At 72.9% G+C, this 21,815-nt stretch carries 16 protein-coding genes; 8 read left to right on the top strand and 8 right to left on the bottom strand.

What is annotated here, in order from left to right:
- The first annotated feature begins 175 nt into the window (after nucleotides 1–175).
- The 3 genes from Q0967_RS12790 (at nucleotide 176) to pulA (Q0967_RS12780) (ending at nucleotide 10,429) form a co-directional block, all read left to right on the top strand.
- Complete coding sequence (locus Q0967_RS12790) at nucleotides 176–1,888, top strand: stealth family protein (RefSeq protein WP_298750849.1); 1,713 nt, start codon at nucleotides 176–178, stop codon at nucleotides 1,886–1,888.
- Nucleotides 1,889–2,010: 122 nt separating this feature from the next.
- Nucleotides 2,011–7,740, top strand: coding sequence for a pullulanase-type alpha-1,6-glucosidase (pulA, locus tag Q0967_RS12785; RefSeq protein ID WP_299450343.1), 5,730 nt, complete (start codon nucleotides 2,011–2,013; stop codon nucleotides 7,738–7,740).
- Between the two features lie 22 nt (nucleotides 7,741–7,762).
- Complete coding sequence (gene pulA / locus Q0967_RS12780; RefSeq protein WP_298750845.1) at nucleotides 7,763–10,429, top strand: pullulanase-type alpha-1,6-glucosidase; 2,667 nt, start codon at nucleotides 7,763–7,765, stop codon at nucleotides 10,427–10,429.
- Here pulA (Q0967_RS12780) and Q0967_RS12775 read toward each other — a convergent pair.
- Nucleotides 10,404–10,970 (bottom strand): helix-turn-helix transcriptional regulator, encoded by a 567-nt coding sequence (locus Q0967_RS12775; protein ID WP_298750843.1) that lies wholly within the window; start codon nucleotides 10,968–10,970, stop codon nucleotides 10,404–10,406. The genes pulA (Q0967_RS12780) and Q0967_RS12775 overlap by 26 nt on opposite strands.
- Nucleotide 10,971: 1 nt before the next feature.
- Nucleotides 10,972–12,141 carry an AI-2E family transporter gene (locus Q0967_RS12770; protein ID WP_298750841.1) on the bottom strand — a complete coding sequence of 390 codons (1,170 nt, stop codon included), beginning with the start codon at nucleotides 12,139–12,141 and terminating at the stop codon, nucleotides 10,972–10,974.
- A 198-nt stretch (nucleotides 12,142–12,339) separates the two neighbouring features.
- On the opposite strand from Q0967_RS12770, the gene rplM reads away from it, so the two are divergent.
- The 3 genes from rplM to glmM all read left to right on the top strand — a co-directional run bounded on the left by rplM (nucleotide 12,340) and on the right by glmM (nucleotide 15,002).
- Complete coding sequence (rplM, locus tag Q0967_RS12765; RefSeq protein ID WP_298750839.1) at nucleotides 12,340–12,783, top strand: 50S ribosomal protein L13; 444 nt, start codon at nucleotides 12,340–12,342, stop codon at nucleotides 12,781–12,783.
- Between the two features lie 16 nt (nucleotides 12,784–12,799).
- Nucleotides 12,800–13,306 carry a 30S ribosomal protein S9 gene (gene rpsI / locus Q0967_RS12760; protein ID WP_298750837.1) on the top strand — a complete coding sequence of 169 codons (507 nt, stop codon included), beginning with the start codon at nucleotides 12,800–12,802 and terminating at the stop codon, nucleotides 13,304–13,306.
- A gap of 346 nt (nucleotides 13,307–13,652) precedes the next feature.
- Complete coding sequence (gene glmM / locus Q0967_RS12755) at nucleotides 13,653–15,002, top strand: phosphoglucosamine mutase (RefSeq protein WP_298750835.1); 1,350 nt, start codon at nucleotides 13,653–13,655, stop codon at nucleotides 15,000–15,002.
- Here glmM and Q0967_RS12750 read toward each other — a convergent pair.
- The 4 genes from Q0967_RS12750 to glpX are packed head-to-tail and all read right to left on the bottom strand — an operon-like array spanning nucleotide 14,972 to nucleotide 18,523.
- The gene (locus tag Q0967_RS12750) at nucleotides 14,972–15,982 is read right to left on the bottom strand and encodes a MauE/DoxX family redox-associated membrane protein (protein ID WP_298750833.1); all 1,011 of its coding nucleotides are present in this window, start codon (nucleotides 15,980–15,982) and stop codon (nucleotides 14,972–14,974) included. The genes glmM and Q0967_RS12750 overlap by 31 nt on opposite strands.
- A gap of 8 nt (nucleotides 15,983–15,990) precedes the next feature.
- Entirely contained in the window at nucleotides 15,991–16,527 is a 537-nt protein-coding gene (locus Q0967_RS12745; RefSeq protein ID WP_298750831.1) for a carbonic anhydrase, read from the bottom strand.
- A 41-nt stretch (nucleotides 16,528–16,568) separates the two neighbouring features.
- Nucleotides 16,569–17,501 carry a carbohydrate kinase gene (locus Q0967_RS12740; protein ID WP_298750829.1) on the bottom strand — a complete coding sequence of 311 codons (933 nt, stop codon included), beginning with the start codon at nucleotides 17,499–17,501 and terminating at the stop codon, nucleotides 16,569–16,571.
- A complete protein-coding gene (gene glpX, locus Q0967_RS12735) occupies nucleotides 17,501–18,523 on the bottom strand; it encodes a class II fructose-bisphosphatase (RefSeq protein WP_298750827.1) in 1,023 nt (340 codons plus the stop codon). The genes Q0967_RS12740 and glpX overlap by 1 nt, the downstream gene beginning before the upstream one ends.
- Before the next feature lie 90 nt (nucleotides 18,524–18,613).
- Here glpX and Q0967_RS12730 point away from each other — a divergent pair, with 90 nt between their 5' ends.
- Nucleotides 18,614–19,216 (top strand): DUF4245 family protein, encoded by a 603-nt coding sequence (locus tag Q0967_RS12730; RefSeq protein WP_298750825.1) that lies wholly within the window; start codon nucleotides 18,614–18,616, stop codon nucleotides 19,214–19,216.
- A gap of 49 nt (nucleotides 19,217–19,265) precedes the next feature.
- On the opposite strand, the gene Q0967_RS12725 is transcribed toward Q0967_RS12730, so the two are convergent.
- Both Q0967_RS12725 and xseA read right to left on the bottom strand, forming a co-directional pair.
- Entirely contained in the window at nucleotides 19,266–19,559 is a 294-nt protein-coding gene (locus Q0967_RS12725; RefSeq protein WP_298750823.1) for an exodeoxyribonuclease VII small subunit, read from the bottom strand.
- Between the two features lie 152 nt (nucleotides 19,560–19,711).
- Nucleotides 19,712–20,947, bottom strand: coding sequence for an exodeoxyribonuclease VII large subunit (gene xseA / locus Q0967_RS12720; RefSeq protein WP_298750821.1), 1,236 nt, complete (start codon nucleotides 20,945–20,947; stop codon nucleotides 19,712–19,714).
- A gap of 106 nt (nucleotides 20,948–21,053) precedes the next feature.
- Here xseA and Q0967_RS12715 point away from each other — a divergent pair, with 106 nt between their 5' ends.
- Nucleotides 21,054–21,803 (top strand): alpha/beta fold hydrolase, encoded by a 750-nt coding sequence (locus Q0967_RS12715; protein ID WP_298750819.1) that lies wholly within the window; start codon nucleotides 21,054–21,056, stop codon nucleotides 21,801–21,803.
- Nucleotides 21,804–21,815: the final 12 nt, after the last annotated feature.

The raw sequence follows: 21,815 nt of genomic DNA, 5'->3' as shown, positions 1-21,815 counted from the left end.
TGGGAGAGTAGGACACCGCCGGACCACCATTCACGGAAGGGCCCGCCCACCAGGGCGGGCCCTTTCCGCATGTCCAGCGCCATTCGCGCCGATTGGCCTGAGACCATGGGGGGGTCGTCGAGGAGGGCTGGGGATGAAGGGGTCGAGCGTGATCAACCGGCGGAGCATGACGCGGATGGCCTTGCGCACGCTGCCGGGCCCGGTGGCCGAGCGGGCGAGGGCGAGCCGTCGCCGTCGGCGCCAGCAGGCGGCGGCGGTGCGTCGGGAGGAGAGGACCGCCGCGCGTCGGGCCTCGCTGCTCGCGGCCGACCCCGAGGTGCGCCTGGTGGCGATGGGCGCCCAGGAGGGGCCAGGACGTGTGGTCTCCGACTTCACCGTCAGCCGCGCCAAGGAGCACAACCTCCGGCTGGTCACGGACGTCCTGGACGAGGTGGGCGTGACCTTCTTCCTGGTGCGCGGCAACTCGGCGCGCCGGTACGTGCTCGGCGTGCACCTGCGCGACCGACCGGCGGTCTTCCGCGCCATGCGGGCGCGCCACGACCTCAGCGCCGTCTGGGCGGTCACGCCGGGCCCGGGCGGGTCCGTCGGGCTGGCGAGTGCGTACGTCGACGGCGGGTTGAGGAGCGGGATCAAGTCGGGACTCGTGGTCCGGTTCGCCGAACCGCTGCTCGCCCCCTCGGGGCGCGTCGTGGGAGGGCTGGAGCTCGGGTGCGACGTCGAGTTCTGGCGGGACGGGGAGGACCTGGTCCGGGAGGGGAGCCAGCGGCTGGAGGAGGTGCGGTGCAAGGTTCCTGCCCCGGCGCTGGCGGGCGCTCTTGTCGCCCCGCGGCCGAACCGGGTGGCGGACGTCGTGCCCGTCTCGGCGCAGGTGCCAGGTCAGGTGATGATCGGTGAGCGGGTCGTCCCCACCTTCGAACCCTTCACGTGGCCGCTCACCGACGAGGTGACCTTCCCCGTGGACCTGGTCTACACCTGGGTGGACGGTGCGGACCCACGCCATGTGCAACGACGGTCCCGGTACAGCGGTGAGGCGCCCGTCGGGCTGGGGGCCAACGCCTCACGCTACGCGAGCCACGACGAGCTGCGCTTCTCGCTGCGCTCCGTGCACATGTACGCCCCCTTCGTGCGCCACGTCTACGTGGTCACGGATGACCAGGTGCCGACTTGGCTGGATCAGGAGGCGTCGGGCCTCACGGTCGTCGATCACCGCGACATCTTCGACGACCCGACGGCACTGCCCACCTTCAACTCGCACGCCATCGGTACCCGATTGCATCACATCCCAGGTCTGTCCGAGCGCTATCTGTACCTCAACGACGACGTGTTCCTGGCGCGGATGCGGCGGGCGGAGGATTACTTCCACGCCAACGGCATTGCTCAGGTCCCCTTCTCCCCGGCCCAGTTCGGGGTGGGGGACGTCGTCCGCGGCGAGGTTGCTCCGAACTCGGCCGGCAAGAACGTGCGCGCGCTCCTGCAGGCGGACTTCGGGCGGATCATCACGCACAAGTTCAAGCACGCGCCGCATCCCCAGATCCGGGCGGTCATGGCCGAGCTGGAGCAGAGGTATGCAGAACCCGTCGCCAGGACGACGCGCAGCCGGTTCCGCTCGACCGAGGACCTCGGGTTCGCCGCGACGATGCACCACCATTACGCGCTTCTCACGGGTCGTGCCGTTCCGGGCCAGACCCGCATGAGCTACGTGGACATCGCGGCGCCGGATGCCGCCCAGCGATTGGACCGGCTTCAGCAGAAGGGCGGTATCGACAGCTTCTGCCTCAACGACGTGGACACCCCGGAGGGCTCCCGCGAGGAGGTCCACGCGATGGTGGGACGCTTCCTGCGGGAGCGCTTCCCGTTCCGCTCGCCGTGGGAGCGAGCGGACGCCTGACACCCGGCGCAGCAGGCTGCTGCAAGATCTTGCAGCAGCCTGTTGTGTTCTGTGCAGGATGGTTCTAGGTTGGGCAGCACCGTCCCACCGCACCGTCCCGCTGCCCCACCCTGGAGATCGCAATGATGCGTCCACGTCCTGCTGTCGGCATGCTGCTCGCCTCGACGCTGCTGGCCACCACCGGTGCCGCCACCCTGGCCGGGCAGGCCCTGACCCCCGCGCCGGCCCTCGCGCAGGAGGCGCGCACGGTGACACTGGTGGGGGACCTGCAGGACGAGCTGGGCTGCGAAGCCGACTGGGAGCCGTCGTGCGAGGCCACCAGGCTGACCGCGGTCGACGGCAGCCCGGAGGTGTACCGCTCCACCTTCGAGGTGCCCGCGGGCCGGTGGGAGTACAAGATCGCTCTCGACGGGGGCTGGGACGAGGCATACCCCGAGGAGAACCTCTCCTTCGAGGTCCAGGGGCCCGCCGCCCTCGAGTTCTCCTTCGACGACGCCACCGACCAGGTGGGCCTGGTGCCGGTGCTCGAGCCGTCCGACGCCGAGCAGGACGAGGCCCTGGCCGGGGACAGCCTGCGCGCGCCGGTGACCAGGGAGCAGTTCTACTTCGTCATGGCGGACCGTTTCGCCAACGGCGACCCGACCAACGACACGGCCGGCATCGAGGGCGACCGGCTGCAGCACGGTCTCGACCCGACGGACAAGGGCTTCTTCCACGGCGGAGACCTGGCGGGCATCCAGGACCGGCTGGACTACATCGAGGGGCTGGGGACCACCGCTATCTGGCTGACCCCCAGCTTCAAGAACCGGCCCGTCCAGGGCGAGGGGGCGGACGCCAGCGCCGGCTACCACGGCTACTGGGTCACCGACTTCACCCAGATCGACCCGCACCTCGGGACCAACGAGGAGATGAAGGCGCTCGTCGACGAGGCGCACTCCCGGGGGATGAAGGTCTACTTCGACATCATCACCAACCACACGGCCGACGTCATCGACTACGCCGAGGGGGAGTACGGCTACGTCGACAAGGAGGCCGAGCCCTACCGTGACGCCTCCGGCGCCGTCTTCGACGACCGCGACTACGTCGGCACGCCCTTCCCGCTGCTCGACCCCGAGGTGTCCTTTCCCTACACGCCGGTCTTCCGTAGCGAGGCCGACGCCGAGGTCAAGGTGCCGGACTGGCTGAACGACCCGACGCTCTACCACAACCGCGGAGACTCCACCTTCGCCGGCGAGTCCAGCCTCTACGGCGACTTCGTCGGTCTGGACGACCTGTTCACCGAGAACCCCGAGGTCGTCGACGGCATGGTCGACATCTACTCCACCTGGGCAGACCTCGGCATCGACGGTTTCCGCATCGACACCGTCAAGCACGTCAACCTGGAGTTCTGGCAGGAGTTCAGCCCGCGGGTCCTCGAGGCCGCCCGGGCGGGCAACGACGACTTCTTCATGTTCGGCGAGGTCTACGACGCCGACCCCGAGTACCTCTCCGGCTTCACCACCGAGGGGGATCTGCAGGCCGTCATCGACTTCGGGTTCCAGGCCCGCGCCATCGGGTTCGCGAAGGGCGCCGCCACGACCGACCTGCGCAGCTTCTACGCCCAGGACGACTACTACACCGACGCCGACTCCAACGCCTACCAGCTACCCACCTTCACCGGGAACCACGACATGGGTCGTGCCGCGATGATGCTCGCCGCGGACCACTCCGGGCAGGACCTCCAGCGGCGGGTCGAGCTGACCAACGCCCTCATGTTCCTCACCCGCGGACAGCCGGTCGTCTACTACGGGGACGAGCAGGGGTTCATCGGCAGCGGGGGTGACAAGGACGCCCGGCAGGACATGTTCGCGACCCAGGTCGAGCAGTACGCCACCGAGCCGGTCATCGGCGCCCCCTCCGGGGCGCGGGACCGCTACGACACCCGGCACCCGCTGTACCGGCAGATCGCCGCGCTGAGCGACCTGGTCGCTGCCAACCCTGCGCTCGCCGACGGCGCTCAGGTCCACCGCTACGCCAGCGACGAGGCGGGGATCTACGCCTTCTCCCGCATCGACGCCGAGGAGCAGGTGGAGTACGTCGTGGTCGCGAACAACTCCGAGGAGCCGCAGCAGGCGACGGTGCCGACCTACGGTCCACGGACCCTCTACCGCGCCATCTACGGCGACCGGGGCCGGATCATCACCGGCGCCGAGGGGCGACTCACCGTGGACGTCGCCCCGCTGTCGGTCGAGGTGTACCGGGCCGAGAGCCCGTTGCGTCCCCGGCGCGAGGCGCCGGTGGTGACGCTGCGCAGCCCGTCGGCCGGAGAGGTGGTCGGCGGCCGCGCCGAGATCGCCGCCGCCGTGCCGGAGAACGTCTTCGCGCAGGTGACCTTCGCCTACCGCCCCGTCGGGGTGGCCGACTGGACGGTGCTCGGCACCGACGACCACGCCCCCTACCGCGTCTTCCACGACGTCAGCGGTATGCCGAACGGCACGCTGCTGGAGTACCGCGCCGTCCTGCAGGACCACTCCGGCAACGTGTCGGGGTCCTCCGGGTACGGCATCGTGGGTGACCCCGGCAGCGGCGGCGGTGGTGGCGGTGGCGTCGACCCCATCGGCCCGGTGGAGCAGCCGGGGGCCGTGGGCGTCCCGGGCAACCACAACGCGGCCATGGGGTGCCCGGGTGACTGGCAGCCCGACTGCGACCAGGCCCAGCTCTCGCTGGACGCGGCCGACAGCGTGTGGAAGCGGACCTACGACGCCGGCGCGATCCCCGCCGGCGACTACGAGTACAAGGCCGCGATCGACCGCTCGTGGGACGAGAACTACGGCGCCGGTGGCGCCCCCGGCGGTGCCAACATCGCCTACGAGGCCGACGGCGGGCCGGTGACCTTCTACTACGAGCACGCCCGCCACTACGTCACCTCCGACGCGGAGGGCCCGATCATCACCGCTCCCGGCTCGATGCAGAGCGAGCTGGGCTGCCCCGGTGACTGGGATCCCTCCTGCATGGCCCCCTGGCTCATCGACCCGGACGGCGACGGCACGTATACCTTTGCCACCACCGCGATCCCGGCCGGCACCTACGAGCTCAAGGTGGCGCACGGCCTGTCCTGGGACGAGAACTACGGCGCGGGCGGTGAGCGGGACGGCGCCGACATCGGCTTCTCCGTGCCCTCCGACGGGGTGCGGACGACCTTCAGCTACGACCTGGAGACCCACGTGCTGAGCGCGACCACGTCCGAGGCCGGCGTGGCGCCGGACCTCGGCTCGCAGCGGGCCTACTGGGTGCGCGAGGGCCTGGTGGCGTGGCCCGCCGAGGGGGTCGACGACCCCGCGCTGCGGGACTGGCGTCTGCACTGGTCCGCCGACGGCGGGCTGGGGATCGACGCCGAGGCCGTCACCGGGGGCTCCTCCTCCCCGCTGACTCTCGACCCGGACGGGCTCCCTGACGAGGTGCTCGAGGAGTTCCCGCACCTCGAGGGCTACCTCGCCCTCCGGCTGGACCGGCAGAGCGCCCGCGCCGCCGGCGACATCCTCACCGGCCAGGTGGCGGTCGCGATGTACGACGACCTGGGCCGTCTGCGGGACGCGACCGGGGTCCAGGTCCCGGGCGTCCTCGACGACCTCTACGCCGCCCGGGCGGCCGACACCGACCTCGGCGTGAGCTGGCGGGGGGCCACCCCGACGCTGCGCGTCTGGGCGCCGACCGCGCAGGACGTGCGGCTGCTGAGCTGGCCGCAGGGCGGGGAGGGTGACCCGCGGGTGTCCTCGATGCGACGGTCGGAGGACGGCACGTGGGAGGCCAGGGGCACGAGGTCCTGGTCCGGGCGCGAGTACCTCTACGAGGTGGACGTCTACGTGCCGGCGACCGGTGCCGTGGAGACCAACCGGGTCACCGACCCCTACTCGGTCGCCCTGACCCTCGACAGCGAGCGCTCCGTCGTCGTCGACCTCGCCGACCGGCGCTGGCAGCCCCGCGTCTGGCAGCGGGCGCGGGCCCCGCAGCTGCGCGAGGAGGTCGACCAGACGCTCTACGAGCTGCACGTGCGCGACTTCTCCATGGCCGACCCGGACGTGCCGGCCGAGCTGCGCGGGTCGTACCTCGCCTTCGCCGAGGACGGCTACGGGCGGCGGCACCTGGAGGCGTTGGCCGAGGCGGGGATGAACACGGTGCACCTCCTGCCGACCTTCGACATCGCCTCGATCCCGGAGACCACGGCGGACGCGGACGGCGTGCCCGACCCGGACTGCGACCTCCGGGCGCTGCCGCCGGACAGCACCGAGCAGCAGGCGTGCGTCATGGCCCAGGCCGACGCGGACGCCTTCAACTGGGGCTACGACCCGTGGCACTTCATGGCGCCCGAGGGCTCCTACGCCTCCACCACGGCGGCCGCCGAGGGCGGTGCCCGGGTGGCCGAGTTCCGCACCATGGTCGGTGCGCTGCACGAGTCGGGGATGCGTGTGGTCCTGGACCAGGTGTTCAACCACACTGCGCAGTCCGGCCAGGGCGAGAAGAGCGTGCTCGACAAGGTGGTGCCCGGGTACTACCACCGGCTGGACGACGTCGGGCAGGTGGAGACCTCGACCTGCTGCCAGAACCTCGCCACCGAGCACGCCATGGCGCAGAAGCTCATGGTCGACGCGGTGGTGCTGTGGGCGCGGGACTACCAGGTCGACGGGTTCCGGTTCGACCTCATGGGACACCACAGCCGGGCCAACATGGAGGCCGTCCGCTCGGCGCTCGACGAGCTCACCGTCCGGCGGGACGGGGTCGACGGCCGGCAGGTGACGTTGTACGGCGAGGGCTGGAACTTCGGCGAGGTCGCGGACAACGCGCGGTTCTACCAGGCGACCCAGGGGCAGCTGGACGGCACCGCGATCGGCACCTTCAACGACCGGCTGCGCGACGGCGCCCGCGGCGGCGGGCCCTTCGACGAGGACCCGAGGGCCGAGAAGGGTTTCGCCACCGGGGGCACGAGCGGCAACGACACCGACCTCGTGCAGCTCGGCCTGGCGGGCAACCTGCGCGACCTGCAGCTGCGCAGCCAGGAGACCGGCGAGGTGGTGACCGGCGAGCAGATCTCCTACAACGGCTCGCCCGCGGGCTACGCCGAGCACCCGGACGAGGTCGTCACCTACGTCGACGCCCACGACAACGAGACGATCTTCGACGCCCTCACCCTCAAGCTGCCGCCGGACCTGCCCATGCAGGACCGGGTCCGGATGAACACCGTGGCCCTGTCCACCACAGCCCTGTCCCAGTCGATCAGCTTCTGGCACGGTGGGGCCGACCTCCTGCGCAGCAAGAGCCTGGACCGCAACTCCTACAACAGCGGCGACTGGTTCAACGTGCTCGACTTCACCATGACCGACAACGGCTTCGGTCGGGGTCTGCCCCCCGCGGCGGACAACGAGGACACGTGGGAGGTCATGCGTCCGCTGCTCGCCGACCCGGCGCTCGCGCCGCGGCCGGCCGACATCGAGCAGGCCTCGGCGATGGCGGCCGACCTGCTGCGGCTGCGGTTCTCCAGCGACCTCTTCCGCCTGGCCGACCCCGCGCTGGTCCAGCAGAAGGTGTCCTTCCCCGTCTCGGGAACCCCCGACGGAGACGCCCAGGTCGTCGTCATGCGGGTGGACGACACCGTGGGTGCCGACGTCGATCCCGCGCTGGACGGTCTGGTCGTGGTGTTCAACGCCAGCGGGCAGCAGGTGGACCAGGTCGTCCCCGGGCTGGAGGGCGAGCAGCTGGAGCTCTCGCCCGTCCAGGCCGACGGTGCCGACGAGGTCGTCACGGAGGCGACGTGGGACGCGGCGTCCGGCAGGGCCCGGGTGCCGGCCCGCACCGTGGCGGTCTTCGTCCAGCCGTGAGGTCCGGGGCAGGATGGACCACGTGGACCCCGACCCCCGTGACCTGCTCCGTGCGCGCGCGCACTGGCTGACCGCCGACCTCCTCGCCGTCCCGACCACGGTGCTGCCGCAGGGCGTCGGCCCGCAGGACCTGGCCTGGAGCCTCGGCGTGGCTCCCGACGGCGGGATCGACCGTCGCGGCGCGGGTGCCGCCGAGGAGCTGCGGCTCACCCTGGCCGACGGCCCCCTCCCGGACGTGCTCGCGCGCCGCTGGCCGCACCTGGCGGACTGCCGCGCGCTACGCCTGGACGAGGAGGGGGCGGCGAGGGCGGCGACCCTGCTGACCGGCCAGGTCGCCCTGCTCGGGCGCGACGGCACCGGAGCGGGGGTGCTGGCCACCTCGCTGCAGGTCCCCGGTGTCCTCGACGACCTGTATGCCCGGGCGGTCGCGGGCCGGGCGCTCGGCGTCAGCTGGGTGGGGGAGCCCGGCCGGCGGGTGCCCACGGTGGCGGTGTGGGCACCCACCGCCCGCGCCGTCGAGCTGGTGCTCTGGGACGGGGTGCCCGGGCCCGACCACGACCGGGCGTGGGCCCCGGCCGGGGAGCCGATGCGGGTGCCGATGCAGCGCCAGGAGGACGGCGCGTGGACCGCGACCGGCACGCCCTCCTGGGGGGACCGCTGCTACCGGTTCGAGCTGGACCATGTCCTGCCGCGCACCGGTGAGCGCCGCCGGGTGCGCACGACGGACCCCTGGTCGGTCGGGCTGTCCCTGGACTCCCGGCACAGCGTGCTCGTCGACCTGGACGACCCCGCGCACGCCCCGCGGCGCTGGCTGGAGGCGCCCGTCCCCCCGGCCGTCCGGGCGGTCGACCAGGCGATCTACGAGCTCCACGTGCGCGACTTCTCCCGCGACGACGAGACCCTCCCCCCGGAGGAACGGGGGTCCTACCTCGCCTTCGCCGCCGACGGCACGGGGCGGCGTCACCTGCGCAGGCTCGCCGACGCAGGCCTCACCAGCGTCCACCTGCTCCCCACCTTCGACCTGACCTCGGTGCCGGAGGACCCGGCCGCGCAGGCATACGAGCCGGACGGTGCGCTCGCGGCCCTGCCGCCGGACAGCAGCGAGCAGCAGCGACGGGTCCGGGCCCACGCCCTGCGGGACGCGTTCAACTGGGGCTACGACCCCTGGCACTTCCTCGCCCCCGAAGGGTCCTACGCGAGCACGCCCGGGCAGGCCCACGGGGGCGCCCGCACCGCGCAGTTCCGCACCATGGTGGCCGGTCTGCACGAGCTGGGGCTGCGGGTCGTGCTGGACCAGGTCTACAACCACACCACCGACTCCGGACTCCACCGGTCCTCGGTGCTGGACCGGGTCGTCCCCGGCTACTACCACCGGCTCGACGAGGACGGGGACGTGCAGACCTCGACGTGCTGCCAGAACATCGCCACCGAGCACGCCCTGGCGCGCACGCTCATGGTGGACGGGTGCGTGCTCTGGGTGCGCCACTACCGGGTCGACGGGTTCCGCTTCGACCTCATGGGCCACCACAGCCGGGGGGACCTGGAGGCGGTCCGGGCGGCCCTGGACGCCCTGACCCCCGAGACCGACGGGGTGGACGGCTCAGCGGTGCACCTCTACGGCGAGGGCTGGGACTTCGGTGAGGTGGCGGGCAACGCCCGGTTCCACCAGGCGTCCCAGGGGCAGCTGGACGGCACCGGCATCGGCACCTTCAACGACCGGTTGCGCGACGCGGTGCGGGGCGGCAGCGTCCACGACGCCGATCCCCGGTCGGGCCTCGGGTTCGCCACCGGGGGTTGCGACCCCCGGCACACCGACCTGCTGCAGGTGGGTCTGGCCGGTGGTCTGCGCAGCCTGCGTCTGCGCTCGCAGGAGACCGGCCGCGAGGTGGTGGGCGAGCAGGTCGACTACGGGGGAGCGGCAGGCGGGTATGCCGCGAGCCCCGAGGAGGTGGTGAACTACGTCGACGCCCATGACAACGAGACCCTCTGGGACACCCTGACCCTCAAGCTGCCACTGAGCACCCCCATGGCGCAGCGGCTGCGGCGCAACACCCTGGCCCTCGCGACCGTCACCCTGTCGCAGGGGATCAGCTTCTGGCACGCCGGGGCCGAGCTGCTGCGCAGCAAGAGCCTGGACCGCAACAGCTACGCCTCCGGAGACTGGTTCAACCACTACGACCCAGGGCTGCGCGACAACGGCTTCGCCCGGGGGTTGCCGCCGGAGCCCGACAACGGGGCGCGGTGGCAGCTCATGGCCCCGCTGCTCGCGGACGCCTCGCTCGTGCCGACCGAGGCGGACATGGCGCGGGCGCGCGGCTGTGCCCTGGACCTGCTGCGCCTGCGCTCGGCGCACCCGCTGCTGCGGCTCGGGTCGGCCGAGGCGATCCAGGCGGCCGTGTCGTTCCCGGTGTCCGGGACCGAGCACGGGGCGCCGGACCTCGTGGTCATGCTCGTCGACGGACGCGCGCTGGCAGCCGGCGCACCCGGCGACGACGAGGCCGTGCTGGTCGTGCTGAACGCCGCGCCGGACGCCAGGACCGTGACGGTGCCCGGTCTGGCCGGTCAGCACTGGCGGCTCTCACCGGTGCTGCGGGACGGCACGGACGAGCTGGTCAGGTCCACCGGCTGGCGGCGGGCCGAGGGTCAGGTCCGGGTGCCCGCGCTCACGGCGGCGCTGCTCGTCCGGTGAGCGAGGGCGGCAGCGGCAGGGCGCAGGTGTAGACCACGACCCGCCTGGCCTGCGGGTTGCCCTGGCCCACGCGGCGGTAGCGCTCCAGGACCTCCAGCAGCTCGGCGCGCAGGGCGGTGACCTGCTCGGCGGTGACCTGCACCGGGTGGTCCTCCAGCCCGCAGCTCTCCCGCCAAGCCGGCTCGTAGGAGTCCTTCTCCCGGAGCCAGTCGCGAGCCCTCTCCCCGAAGTGGGCGAGGTAGTCCAGCGCCAGCCAGTCCGCGGCCTGGGCGTCGTCCTCGTCGAGCGGCTCGTCGACGGGGCCGGCGGTGGGCGGCAGGTCCAGCGCCCTCCAGACCCGTCGCCGGCCGGTACCGGAACGGGTGTCCTCCACGAGCCCGACCTCGGCGAGCTTGCGCAGGTGGTAGGACGTGGCGCCGGTGTGGGTGTCGAGGGCCTGGGCGAGCTCGGTGGCGGTGGCGCGACCGTGCACCCGGAGCTCGGCCAGGAGGCGGCTGCGCAACGGGTGAGCGAGGGCGCGCAGGGCGGTGCGCTCGCTCACCTCACGTCTCCTGGCCGAAGCTCTCGCGGGTGGTCTCGGCCCGTGCCGTCTCCGGCTTGGAGGCCAGGAAGGCGTTGACCCAGCGGGCCTGGGGGTCGGCGTCGATGAGCACCGCCTTGACCAGGAGCGTGGCGGGCAGGGCCAGCAGCGCGCCGACCGGGCCCAGCACCCAGGCCCACACGATGAGGGAGATGAACGTCACCGTGGGGGTGACGCCCACCGCGTCGCCGGTGAACTTGGGCTGGATGAGGCTCTGGATGGTGAAGTTCAGGAGGCTGTAGACCACCACGACGAGCAGGGCGTTGACCGGTCCGTTGGCCAGCAGTGCGACCGCCGCCGGAGGCACGAGACCGATGACGAAGCCGATGTTGGGGATGTAGTTGGTGAGGAAGGCCAGCACCCCCCACGCCAGGGCGAGCGGCACGCCGAGCCAGAACAGGGCGACCACGTCCAGCACGGCGACGATGAGACCGAAGACGGTCGTCACCACCCAGTAGCGGCGCACCCCCTGGGCGAAGCTCACCAGCGCGTGGGCGACGTTGGGGTGCTGGTCCTGGACCAGGGCCATCCGGCGGCCGGCGCTCATCGTGTCGATCATGAGGAAGAAGATGACGATGACCGTCGTGGTGAGCAGGCCGAGGATGCTCCCCAGGTTGCCGATGACCCCACCGAGCGCGGAGATGAGGCGGCTCGGGTCGAGGACGGACTCCAGCTGCCGGGTGAGGGTGTCCTGCTCCAGGCCGTAGCCCTCGAGGAAGGTGACCGCCTGGGTGTAGAGCTCGGTGTAGCGCTGGCGGTACTCCTGCGAGCTGAGCTCCTCCACCATGGCGGCCGCGGACCACCCGAGCGCCGTGAAGAAGGCGATGAGGAAGGCGAAGATGGCACCGCCGGTGATGATGGCCGCGAGGATGCTCGGGATGCCGACCTGGACCAGCCACCGCTGGAGCGGTGCGGCTGCCAGGACGAGGTTGAGCGCCAGGAAGGTGGGCGCGATGTAGTCCCGGAGCTGGTTCAGGCCGAGCAGGACCGCGAAGGCCAGGGCGATGCCGAGCAGCACCAGCACGGCGCGGGGCCACGGGTCCGCGGGGGCCGGCGGGGGAGGGGTGGGGGGCACGACCGGCGCGCGCTCGGGCCGGGGTGGGCGGCGACGGAGGGAAGGCAGGATGGGCACGGCGTGCTCCTCTCGACGAGGACGAGGCTACGGCAACCACCACGAGTGCACAATAGTTGTGCACAAGAGCCGTCCCGCGACGGCGTCCACGTCCCCTTTCGCCGTCCTGACCTGCGGTTTCGTCGGAGTTGGGTCGGTCGGGGGCGGTCGGTAGACTAGAACGGTTGCCCATCACCAACTCTCGAAGAAGGTAGGCGAATGCGCACCTACTCCCCGAAGGCCGGCGAGATCACCCGCGCCTGGCACGTCATCGACGCCACGGACGTCGTCCTGGGTCGCCTGGCGTCCCAGACCGCGATCCTGCTCCGCGGCAAGCACAAGACGATCTTCGCCCCGCACATGGACACCGGAGACTTCGTCATCATCATCAACGCGGACAAGGTCGCCCTCACCGGCGCCAAGCTGGAGCAGAAGAAGGCATACCGCCACTCCGGCTACCCGGGCGGGCTCAAGGCGGAGACCTACGAGCAGCTGCTCGAGAAGCACCCGACCCGCGCCGTGGAGAAGGCCGTCCGCGGCATGCTCCCGAAGAACTCGCTGGGGCGGCAGATGATCTCCAAGCTCAAGGTCTACGCCGGTGAGACCCACCCGCACACGGCCCAGCAGCCCGCCCCGTTCGAGATCTCCCAGGTCGCCCAGTAAGGAAGCCGAAGGACCCATGACTGTCAACGACATCGACACCGCCGACGGCGCCGACTTCGACGAGAACGCCGTCTCCGAGTACACCACCGAGTCCTCTGCGGCCCCCGAGGCCGCGGCCCAGCGCCCCAGCGCCTCCTCCCCGGGTGCCGCCACCGGCCGCCGCAAGCAGGCCGTCGCCCGCGTCCGCATCGTGCCGGGCACCGGGCAGTGGCGCATCAACGGCCGCACCCTGGCCGAGTACTTCCCCAACAAGGTGCACCAGCAGATCGCCGCCGAGGCGCTGACCCTGCTGGAGCTGGACGGGGCCTACGACGTGCTCGTCCGCGTGCACGGGGGAGGTCCCTCCGGGCAGGCCGGCGCGGTCCGCCTCGGTGTGGCCCGCTCCCTGAACGGCGTCGACACCGAGCTGAACCGCCCCGCCCTCAAGCGGGCCGGTCTGCTCACCCGTGACGCCCGCGTCCCCGAGCGCAAGAAGGCCGGTCTCAAGAAGGCCCGCAAGGCGCCGCAGTACAGCAAGCGCTGATCCCGCATCCGGCCCCGGCCGGAGCACCGACGGCCCGCCCGCAGCTCGGCTGCGGGCGGGCCGTCGTCGTGCCAGGGCGCCGTCGACGCAGCTGAGGTCGTCGTCGACCCCACCGTGATGGCGTCGTCGCCCGCGCGGTCCGGCGCCCTGCTCCCCTCACGCGGCGTCAAGGGGGTCGGGAGGGCGATGCAGACGGATTCCCTACCCCGTCATGACCGAGTCTTGACCAGGTGCTGACCCCCGCTTGACCCAGCACGCCGGACGGGCGGGGAACGCTCCTGCCGTCACCTCCGTGCGGCATACTGCCCTGTCAGCCCTTCGACCGACTGCGAGACAGGAACAGACCATGGGACGACGACTCTTCGGCACCGACGGCGTGCGCGGGCTCGCCAACAAGGACATCACCGCCGAGCTGGCGCTCGACCTGTCCGTGGCCGTCGCGCACGAGCTCGGCGGGCACAGCGTCTTCGGCGGCAACCGGGCCACCGCGGTCGTCGGGCGGGACCCGCGCGCGTCCGGGGAGTTCCTCTCCGCGGCGGTCATGGCCGGGCTCGCGTCGGCCGGGGTGGACGTGCTGGACGCCGGTGTGCTGCCGACCCCGGCCATCGCCTTCCTCACCCAGCGCATGAACGCCGAGATGGGCGCCATGCTGTCCGCCTCGCACAACGCCATGCCCGACAACGGGTTGAAGTTCTTCGCCAGCGGGGGCCACAAGCTGGCCGACGAGATCGAGGACCGGATCTCCGAGCGGATGGGCGGCGGGTGGGAGCGGCCCACCGGAGCGGGGGTCGGCCGCATCCGGCCGTTCCAGCGGGGCGCCGAGTTCTACATCGAGCACCTGCTGGAGGCCGCACCCGGGCGGCTGGACGGGCTGCGCATCGTCATCGACGCGGCGCACGGGGCGGCCTCCGAGGTCGGCCCCGAGGTGTTCCGCCGCGCCGGCGCGACCGTGGACGTCATCGGTGCCGACCCCAACGGGCTCAACATCAACGACGGGGCCGGGTCGACCTACCTCGACCAGCTGCAGGAGGCCGTGCGGCTGCGGGGCGCCGACATGGGGGTGGCCTTCGACGGCGACGCGGACCGGTGCCTGGCGGTCGACGCGCGCGGGAACCAGGTCGACGGCGACCAGATCATGGCCATCCTCGCGCTGAGCATGCACGAGCGCGGCGAGCTGCGCGACGACACCCTGGTGGCGACCGTCATGAGCAACCTGGGTCTGCTGCAGGCGATGGAGCGGGAAGGGGTGCGGGTGGTGCAGACCGCGGTCGGCGACCGCTACGTCCTGGAGGAGATGCGCGCCCACGGCTACTCCCTGGGCGGGGAGCAGTCCGGGCACGTCATCATGCTCGAGCACGGAACGACGGGTGACGGGGTCCTCACGGCCCTCGCGCTGGCCCAGCGGGTGGTCGGCTCCGGGAGGGCGCTGCACGAGCTGGCCGGTGTCATGACCCGGATGCCGCAGGTGCTCGTGAACGTCAAGGAGGTCGACAAGGACCGGGTGGGCCAGGACGAGGGCGTCGCCGCCGCCGTCGCCGAGATCGAGTCCGAGCTCGGCGACCAGGGGCGGGTGCTGCTGCGCAAGTCGGGCACCGAGCCGGTCGTGCGGGTGATGGTCGAGGCGGACTCCGAGGAGCGGGCCGCGGCCTGTGCCGACCGGCTGGCTCAGGTCGTCCGCGACCGGTTGGCGCTGTAGCCCAGCAGCCTCTCGATCTCCTGCACCCCGGTGACGGGGCCGGCGAGCAGCCCGTCCGGGCCCAGGAGGACCCCGGTCGGGCGCGCGCCCTCTCCCCAGGACCCGTGCAGGCGGGCGCCGGGGTCCCACCAGACGTCGCTGAGGTCCTGGACCCGTGGCTCGGACCAGGGGGCCTCGGTGTGCACCAGGTGGATGCCGGTCCGAGGGTGATCCTGCCGCCATCCCGGTAGCCGTCGCACGACGTCGAAGGTCGGCCCGCACCAGCAGCTCACCAGCACCAGGACCTGGGGACCGGTGACGGCCAGGGTCCGGGGCGTGACGACGTCGAGGTCGCGGTCCACGAGCGGCACGGACCACGCGTCGTGCTCGTCGGCCGGCCCCCAGGCCCGGTCGCCCGGCCCGGTGACCTCCCCGGCCCCGCCCTCGTCCGTGGGCCCGGGTGCGTCGTCGGGGGCCGGCGCCGAGGCCCGGCCCAGGGCGAGGGCCGCCGTCGCCGAGGTCAGGAGGGCGGTGCCCAGCCACCACCAGTCGGGGGCCCGGAAGTCGGCCACCAGGCCCCAGGTGGTGCGGCCGCCCAGCGCGGCCCACACGGCACCGACGCCGAGCGCCACCAGGAGCAGGTTGCGGACCAGGGTGCGGACGGTGATGCGGTGGTCCCCGATCCTGCCGAAGCAGGCGCAGTCCGGTCGCGGGTGCGTGCGCAGGGCCCGGGCCACCACGGCGGTGAAGACCAGGCAGAGGGCGAGCGCCGACACGGCACCGACGGCATACGTCACCAGCCACGGGGTGAGCAGGAGCGCGGCGCTCACCAGCTCCACCCAGGGCAGCACGCGCTCGACCACCGGTGGTGGCACCCGGCCCGGCAGCCGCAGCGCCCGGACCATGTCGGCGGTGGCGCCGGGCGCGGACAGCTTGGCCAGGCCGGCGAGTCCGAGGACCAGGGCCAGGGGGAGGGCCGTGAGGGCCAGGGCGGGGGGCACGGTCGGGTCTAGACCAGCTGGGTCAGGCGCCCCGTGTCGACGTCGTAGCGGAAGCCCCCCACCTCGGCCCTGTCCTGGATGAGCGGGTGGGAGGTGACCCGGTGCACGTCCTCGGCCAGGGCGGCCTCCTGGTCGGGCACGACGTGGAAGCGCTGGAACCACGCGTCGATCCCGGTGAGCTCGGAGATGGTCTCGCGCAGCTCGTTCTCCGTCTTGGACGTCATGGCGCAGCGGGTGTGCGGGACGACGAGGATGCGCCGGACGCCGAGGAGGTGGACCCCGAGGACCAGGGCCTCCAGCGCCGCGTCGGTCACCCGGCCACCCGGGTTGCGGAAGATCTTGGCGTCACCGTGGGTGAGCCCGAGCATCTGCAGCGGCTGGATCCGGGAGTCCATGCAGGTGACGATGGCCACCCCGGCGCGGGCGACCCCGTCGAAACCCTCGAGCTCGGCCGCGTGCTCGGTGGCGAAGGTCTCGTTGGCCGCCATCAGGTCGGCGAAAGGGGCGGTGCCGGAGTCGTCCCGGACGGGCGAGATGGGGTCCATGGCCCTGCAGTTTAGTGGGTCGGGGGGCCCGGTCCCACCGGTCAGGACAGCCCGAGGTCGTCCCGGGTCGGGGCTGCAGCGCCGGACCGGGCCACCGTCCAGCCCGCGCAGGCGACCGCCCGCTCCAGCGCGGGCGCGATGTCCTCCAGCTCGGCCCGGGCCAGGCGGTCCCGGGCCTCGGGCGAGCCCAGGAGCCCCGCGTCGAGGAGGCCGCTCACCAGGCCGGACATGAACGAGTCGCCGGCTCCCACGGTGTCGACGACCTGCACCGTGAGCGAGGGCAGCTCCAGGGTGGTGTCGTCGCGGGACAGGTGCACCACGGCACCCTCCCCGCCGCGGGTCACGACCACGAGGTGCGGACCCAGCTGGCCCCAGCGGTGCACGATGTCGACGACGTCGGCCTGGTCGGCCTCGCCGTAGAGCCACTCGACGTCCTCGAGGCTCGCCTTGACGACGTCGCTGCGGCCGATGCACTCCTCGATGCGCCCGCGGGCGTCCTCCGGGGCGCCCATGATGGTCGGTCGCGCGTTGGGGTCGTAGGAGACGGTGGCCTCGCGCCGCGCCCTCTCGATGAGCTCGACCACGGCCGACCCGCCCGGCTCCAGGGTGGCCGCGATCGACCCCGTGTGCACGTGGCCGACGCCGGTGAGGTCCTGCGGACCCAGCTCCCAGGCCAGGTCGAAGTCGTAGGTGGCGACCGCGTCGGCGTCCAGGTGCGCCGTGGCGGTCGAGGTGCGGGGGGCGTCCTCGGACCCCTGCGTCAGGGTCACCCCGTAGCGCTCCACGTGGCGGCGCACCCGCTCCCCGTGCTCGTCCGCCCCGAGGTATGCCGTGAGCCGGCTGTCGTGGTCCAGCGCCGCGAGCCCGATGGCGACGTTGGCGGGGGAGCCCCCGACGTGCTCGCTGCGCTCGCCCCCGTCGTGGGGCACGACGATGTCGATCAGCGCCTCGCCGACCGTGAGGACCGCGGCCATCAGACGGCGTCCGGGGAGAGGGCGTCGGCGATGGCGGCCACCTTGTCCAGGCGGTGGTGGGAGGTGATCTCCCGGATGGTGCCGGAGCGCGAGCGCATGACCAGGGACTGGGTGACGGCCGTGCCGGACCCGTACTTCACCCCGTCCAGGAGCTCCCCGGTGGTGATGCCCGTCGCGACGAAGAAGCAGTTGTCGCCAGTGACGAGGTCGTCGGTCGAGAGCACCCGGTCGAGGTCGTGACCGGCGTCGACGGCCTTCTGCCGCTCGTCGTCGTCCTTGGGCCACAGCCGTCCCTGGATGACCCCACCCATGGCCTTCATGGCGCAGGCGGTGATGATGCCCTCCGGGGTCCCCCCGATGCCGATGAGCATGTCGACCGAGGAGTTCTCGCGGGCCGCGGCGATGGCGGCCGCGACGTCGCCGTCGGTGATGAAGCGGAGCCGGGCACCGGCCTCCCGCACCTCGTGGGTGTAGCGGTCGTGCCGGGGCCGGTCGAGCATGATGACGGTGAGGTCCTCGACATACCGCTTCTTGGCGCGGGCGATCCGCCGCAGGTTCTCCCCGACCGGCAGCCGGATGTCGACCCGGTCGGCGACGTCGGCGCCGACGACGAGCTTGTCCATGTAGAAGACCGCGGAGGGGTCGTACATCGTGCCCCGCTCGGACACGGCCATCACCGCGATCGAGTTGTCCATGCCCTTGGCGGTCGGGGTCGTCCCGTCGATGGGGTCCACGGCCACGTCGACGGCGGGCCCGTGGCCGTCCCCCACCTGCTCACCGTTGAAGAGCATGGGGGCCTCGTCCTTCTCCCCCTCCCCGATGACCACCACGCCGTCCATGGCGACCTGCGAGATGACCTTGCGCATGGCCTCGACGGCGGCGTTGTCGGCGAGGATCTTGTCGCCCCGACCGACCCAGCGACCGGCGGCGAGGGCGGCGGCCTCGGTGACGCGCACCAGCTCGAGGGCGAGGTTGCGATCCGGGAGGACCTGGTCGGTGGTCTTCGGTGAGCGGTCGGCCATGGGCCCCTCCTTGGGCGAGACGGTGCTGTCGTCACCCTATCGGGTGCGCTCGCCTCCCCGCCGGGATGCCGGGGGTGCGACCATGGAGGGGTGAGCACCCCGTCGCAGACCACCCCCGCCCCGCCCGGCGGACCCGCACCGGACCGGCGCCGGCAGAGGTTGGCCTCCTACACGGTGGGCAACATGGTCTACTCCACGCTGCTGGTGCTCGCCGTGGTGCTCGTGTGGTGGTCGCTGACCTACAACCCTTCCGAGCAGCAGGGCCGCGAGGTGGAGGTCGGCAGCACGGCCTCGTACGCCGCGGCGCAGGCGGACTGGCCGGTGTGGGTGCCGGACCCCGGCGAGGGCTGGACCCCGACGGTCGTCTGGTTCGAGCCGCTGGAGCAGGTGCCGACCTGGCACATCTCCTACGTCACCCCGCAGGGGGAGTACCTCGCCCTGCACCAGGGTGCCGGGGTGGACCAGGCCTGGCAGGACGCGGTGCTGGCCGGGGCCGACCGCGTCGGGGAGACCGAGCTCACCGGGCCCACGGGGGAGCACCCCTGGCAGGTCTGGGAGGCGGAGTCCGGCAACGCCGAGAACGGCTGGTTGCTCGGCCCGCAGGACGCCGACGGGACGACGGTGGTCGTGCACGGCACGGCGCAGGAGGCGGAGGCCGTCGAGCTGCTGGCCAGCGTCGAGGCACGCGACTAGGCAGGCCGAGCCCCCGGGCGGCCTCGGTCAGGCGCGTCGTCCGTGCGCGTCAGGGCTGGTCGGTGGCCTGCGCCGGCGCGGTCTCGTCGGTGCCGCCGTCGCCGCCGACCCCCTCGCCACGGTCGGTCGCCCGGTCCAGCGTCTCCTGGGCGGCGTCGAGCTTGCCCTGGCAGTGGGCGGCCAGCTCCTCGCCGCGCTCCCACAGCCCCATGGCCTCCTCCAGCGGCACCTGACCGGACTCGATGCGGGACACGAGCGCGACGAGCTCGTCGCGGGCCTGCTCGTAGCTGAGGTCGCCGACGGGGGTGAGGTCTGCGGTCGTCGTGCTGTCGTCAGAAGTCACCGCACCACCGTACGCCGCCGAGAGACGTGCGGGGAGCGCCCGGCGACCGTCCCACGGACCACGCCTGCCCCCCACGGTGCGGGGATGTGCGCGCCAGCGGGCGGTATCACCCCGTCGGAGGGGTGTTTCCCCGCACCGTGCGGCTCCTGTGGTTACTGGGTGACGGGTCGGACGGCGAAGTCGCCGCGGGCCACGGTCACGCGCAGCATCTCCCCGGCGTCCACCTCGTCCCGGTCGCGGACGATGGCGCCGCTGCCGTGGCGCACCACGGCATACCCCCGCTCGAGCGTGTGCTGCGGCGAGACCGCCCGCAGGTGGCGCAGCAGCTGGTCGCTGCGGTCCCGCTCGCGCTCGAGCCGGGAGGCCAGGGCCGCCCGGCCACGGGCGTGCAGCTCGGCGACGTCGCGGCGGTGCTGCGCCACGATCGCGGCGCGGTCGGCCATGACCGGTCGGGCCATGAGGTCCCGCAGCCGTTCCCGCTCGCGGGCGAGCCGGGTGAGCAGGGCGCGCCGGCCGCGGGCGGTCACGGTGCGCAGCCCGGCGAGCTCGTCGGCGACGTCGGGGACCACGGCCGCGGCGGCGTGGGTCGGGGTGGACGCCCGCAGGTCGGCCACGAAGTCCAGCAGCGGGGTGTCGCTCTCGTGGCCGATCGCGGACACCACCGGGGTGCGGGCCGCCGCGACGGCCCGCACGAGCGCCTCGTTGGAGAAGGGGAGCAGGTCCTCGAAGGATCCTCCGCCGCGGGCGATGACGATGACCTCGACCGCCGGGTCCTCGTCGAGCTCGCGCAGGGCGGCCGTGACCGCGGTGACGGTCTCGGCACCCTGCACCGGCACCTGGCGCACGTTCACGACGGCCGCCGGCCAGCGGCGCGCCACGCCCGCCAGGACGTCCCGCTCGGCGGCGGTCGCGCGGCCGGTGACCAGCCCGATGCGGCGGGGGAGGAAGGGCAGCGGCCGCTTCCGGGAGGCGTCGAAGACGCCCTCGCTGCGCAGGAGCTGACGCAGGTGCTCCAGCCGGGCCAGGAGCTCGCCGACCCCGACGTGGCGCATCTGCCGCGCCTCCATCTGCAGGGTGCCCCGCTTGGTCCAGAACGTCGGCTTGGCGTGCACGACCACCCGCGCGCCGGTCTCCGCCGGCGCGGGCATGGCGTCCAGCGCCCCGGTCGGGATGGCGACCGAGAGCGACATGTCGACGTCGGTGTCGCGCAGGGTCAGGAAGGCGGTGGACATGCCCGGACGGCGGTTGAGCTGCACGATCTGCCCCTCGACCCACAGCGGGGACATCTTGTCGACGTAGTCGCTGATCTTCATCGACAGGGTCCGCACCGGCCACGGGGCGGCGGCGGTCGTCTCCCTGGCGGTCTGCGGCAGCTCGGGTGGGGGCACCGCCTCAGGGTATGCCGCGTGCCCCGCCGGCCGTGGAGGTGCGGCCGGGGCCGTGGGGTCGCCGGTCGGTCAGCAGGCGGTCGACCCGGCAGGGCAGACTCCCGCCATGGACGCGAGCGAGCCCGGGTCACGGGCACGACCCGCCGTGGTGCTGGTCCACGGCACCCGCATGAGCGCGGCGCAGTGGGAGCCCTACCGCGGTCTGCTGCCCGACGTGGAGCTCGTCACGGTGGACCTGCCGGGCCACGGACGGCGGGTGGGGGAGGACTTCACCGCGCCGGCGGCGCTGGACACGATCGGGCAGGCCGTGCGCCGGGCGCGGGAGGCGGCCGGCGGTGCGCCGCCGGTCCTGTGCGGCCACAGCCTGGGCGGGTACCTGTCGATGATGTGGGCCGACCAGCACCCCGGGCAGCTCGGCGGGCTGGTCCTCCTGGGCGCGACGGCCGACCCGCGCAGCCGGCTGGCCGGGGTCTACCGCGGCTTCGCGCGGGTCCTGCCGCTGGTGGGTCCCGACCGGATGGCGCGAGCCGTCAACGCGGTCATGCGCGTCCTCGGGGCCCGGGGCGAGCACGCCCGGTTGCTCCCCGACGGCGCCGCCTACGCCGCGCTGCCCGCAGCCTGGGAGCTGGTGATGTCCGGTGGCGGGCCGCAGCTGCTGACGTCGGTGGACGTGCCGGTGACGCTGGTCAACGGCCAGTTCGACCAGATGCGCCTGCACGTCGAGCGGTATGCCGCGGCGTGCCGGCAGGTGCGCGTCGTCACCGTCCCGCGGGCGTCCCACCTCATGCCGGCCACCCACCCCGAGCCGGTCGCGGTGGCGCTCCGGCATGCGTGGGAGCAGGCCCGATCGCGCTGACCCGGGGTTCGG

The sequence above is a fragment of the uncultured Serinicoccus sp. genome (assembly GCF_947500995.1).
Classification (GTDB): Bacteria; Actinomycetota; Actinomycetes; order Actinomycetales; family Dermatophilaceae; genus Ornithinicoccus.
Note: the sequence above shows the minus strand (reverse complement) of the source record. Positions and strands in the feature narration are given on the sequence as shown.

Bases quoted from the DNA above. Each gene is read 5' to 3' on its own strand.
- Q0967_RS12790 (WP_298750849.1), top strand. From the start codon at position 176: ATGGCCTTGCGCACGCTGCCGGGCCCGGTGGCCGAGCGGGCGAGGGCG.
- pulA (WP_299450343.1), top strand. From the start codon at position 2,011: ATGATGCGTCCACGTCCTGCTGTCGGCATGCTGCTCGCCTCGACGCTG.
- rplM (WP_298750839.1), top strand. From the start codon at position 12,340: ATGCGCACCTACTCCCCGAAGGCCGGCGAGATCACCCGCGCCTGGCAC.
- rpsI (WP_298750837.1), top strand. From the start codon at position 12,800: ATGACTGTCAACGACATCGACACCGCCGACGGCGCCGACTTCGACGAG.
- glmM (WP_298750835.1), top strand. From the start codon at position 13,653: ATGGGACGACGACTCTTCGGCACCGACGGCGTGCGCGGGCTCGCCAAC.
- Q0967_RS12745 (WP_298750831.1), bottom strand. From the start codon at position 16,527: ATGGACCCCATCTCGCCCGTCCGGGACGACTCCGGCACCGCCCCTTTC.
- Q0967_RS12740 (WP_298750829.1), bottom strand. From the start codon at position 17,501: ATGGCCGCGGTCCTCACGGTCGGCGAGGCGCTGATCGACATCGTCGTG.
- glpX (WP_298750827.1), bottom strand. From the start codon at position 18,523: ATGGCCGACCGCTCACCGAAGACCACCGACCAGGTCCTCCCGGATCGC.
- Q0967_RS12715 (WP_298750819.1), top strand. From the start codon at position 21,054: ATGGACGCGAGCGAGCCCGGGTCACGGGCACGACCCGCCGTGGTGCTG.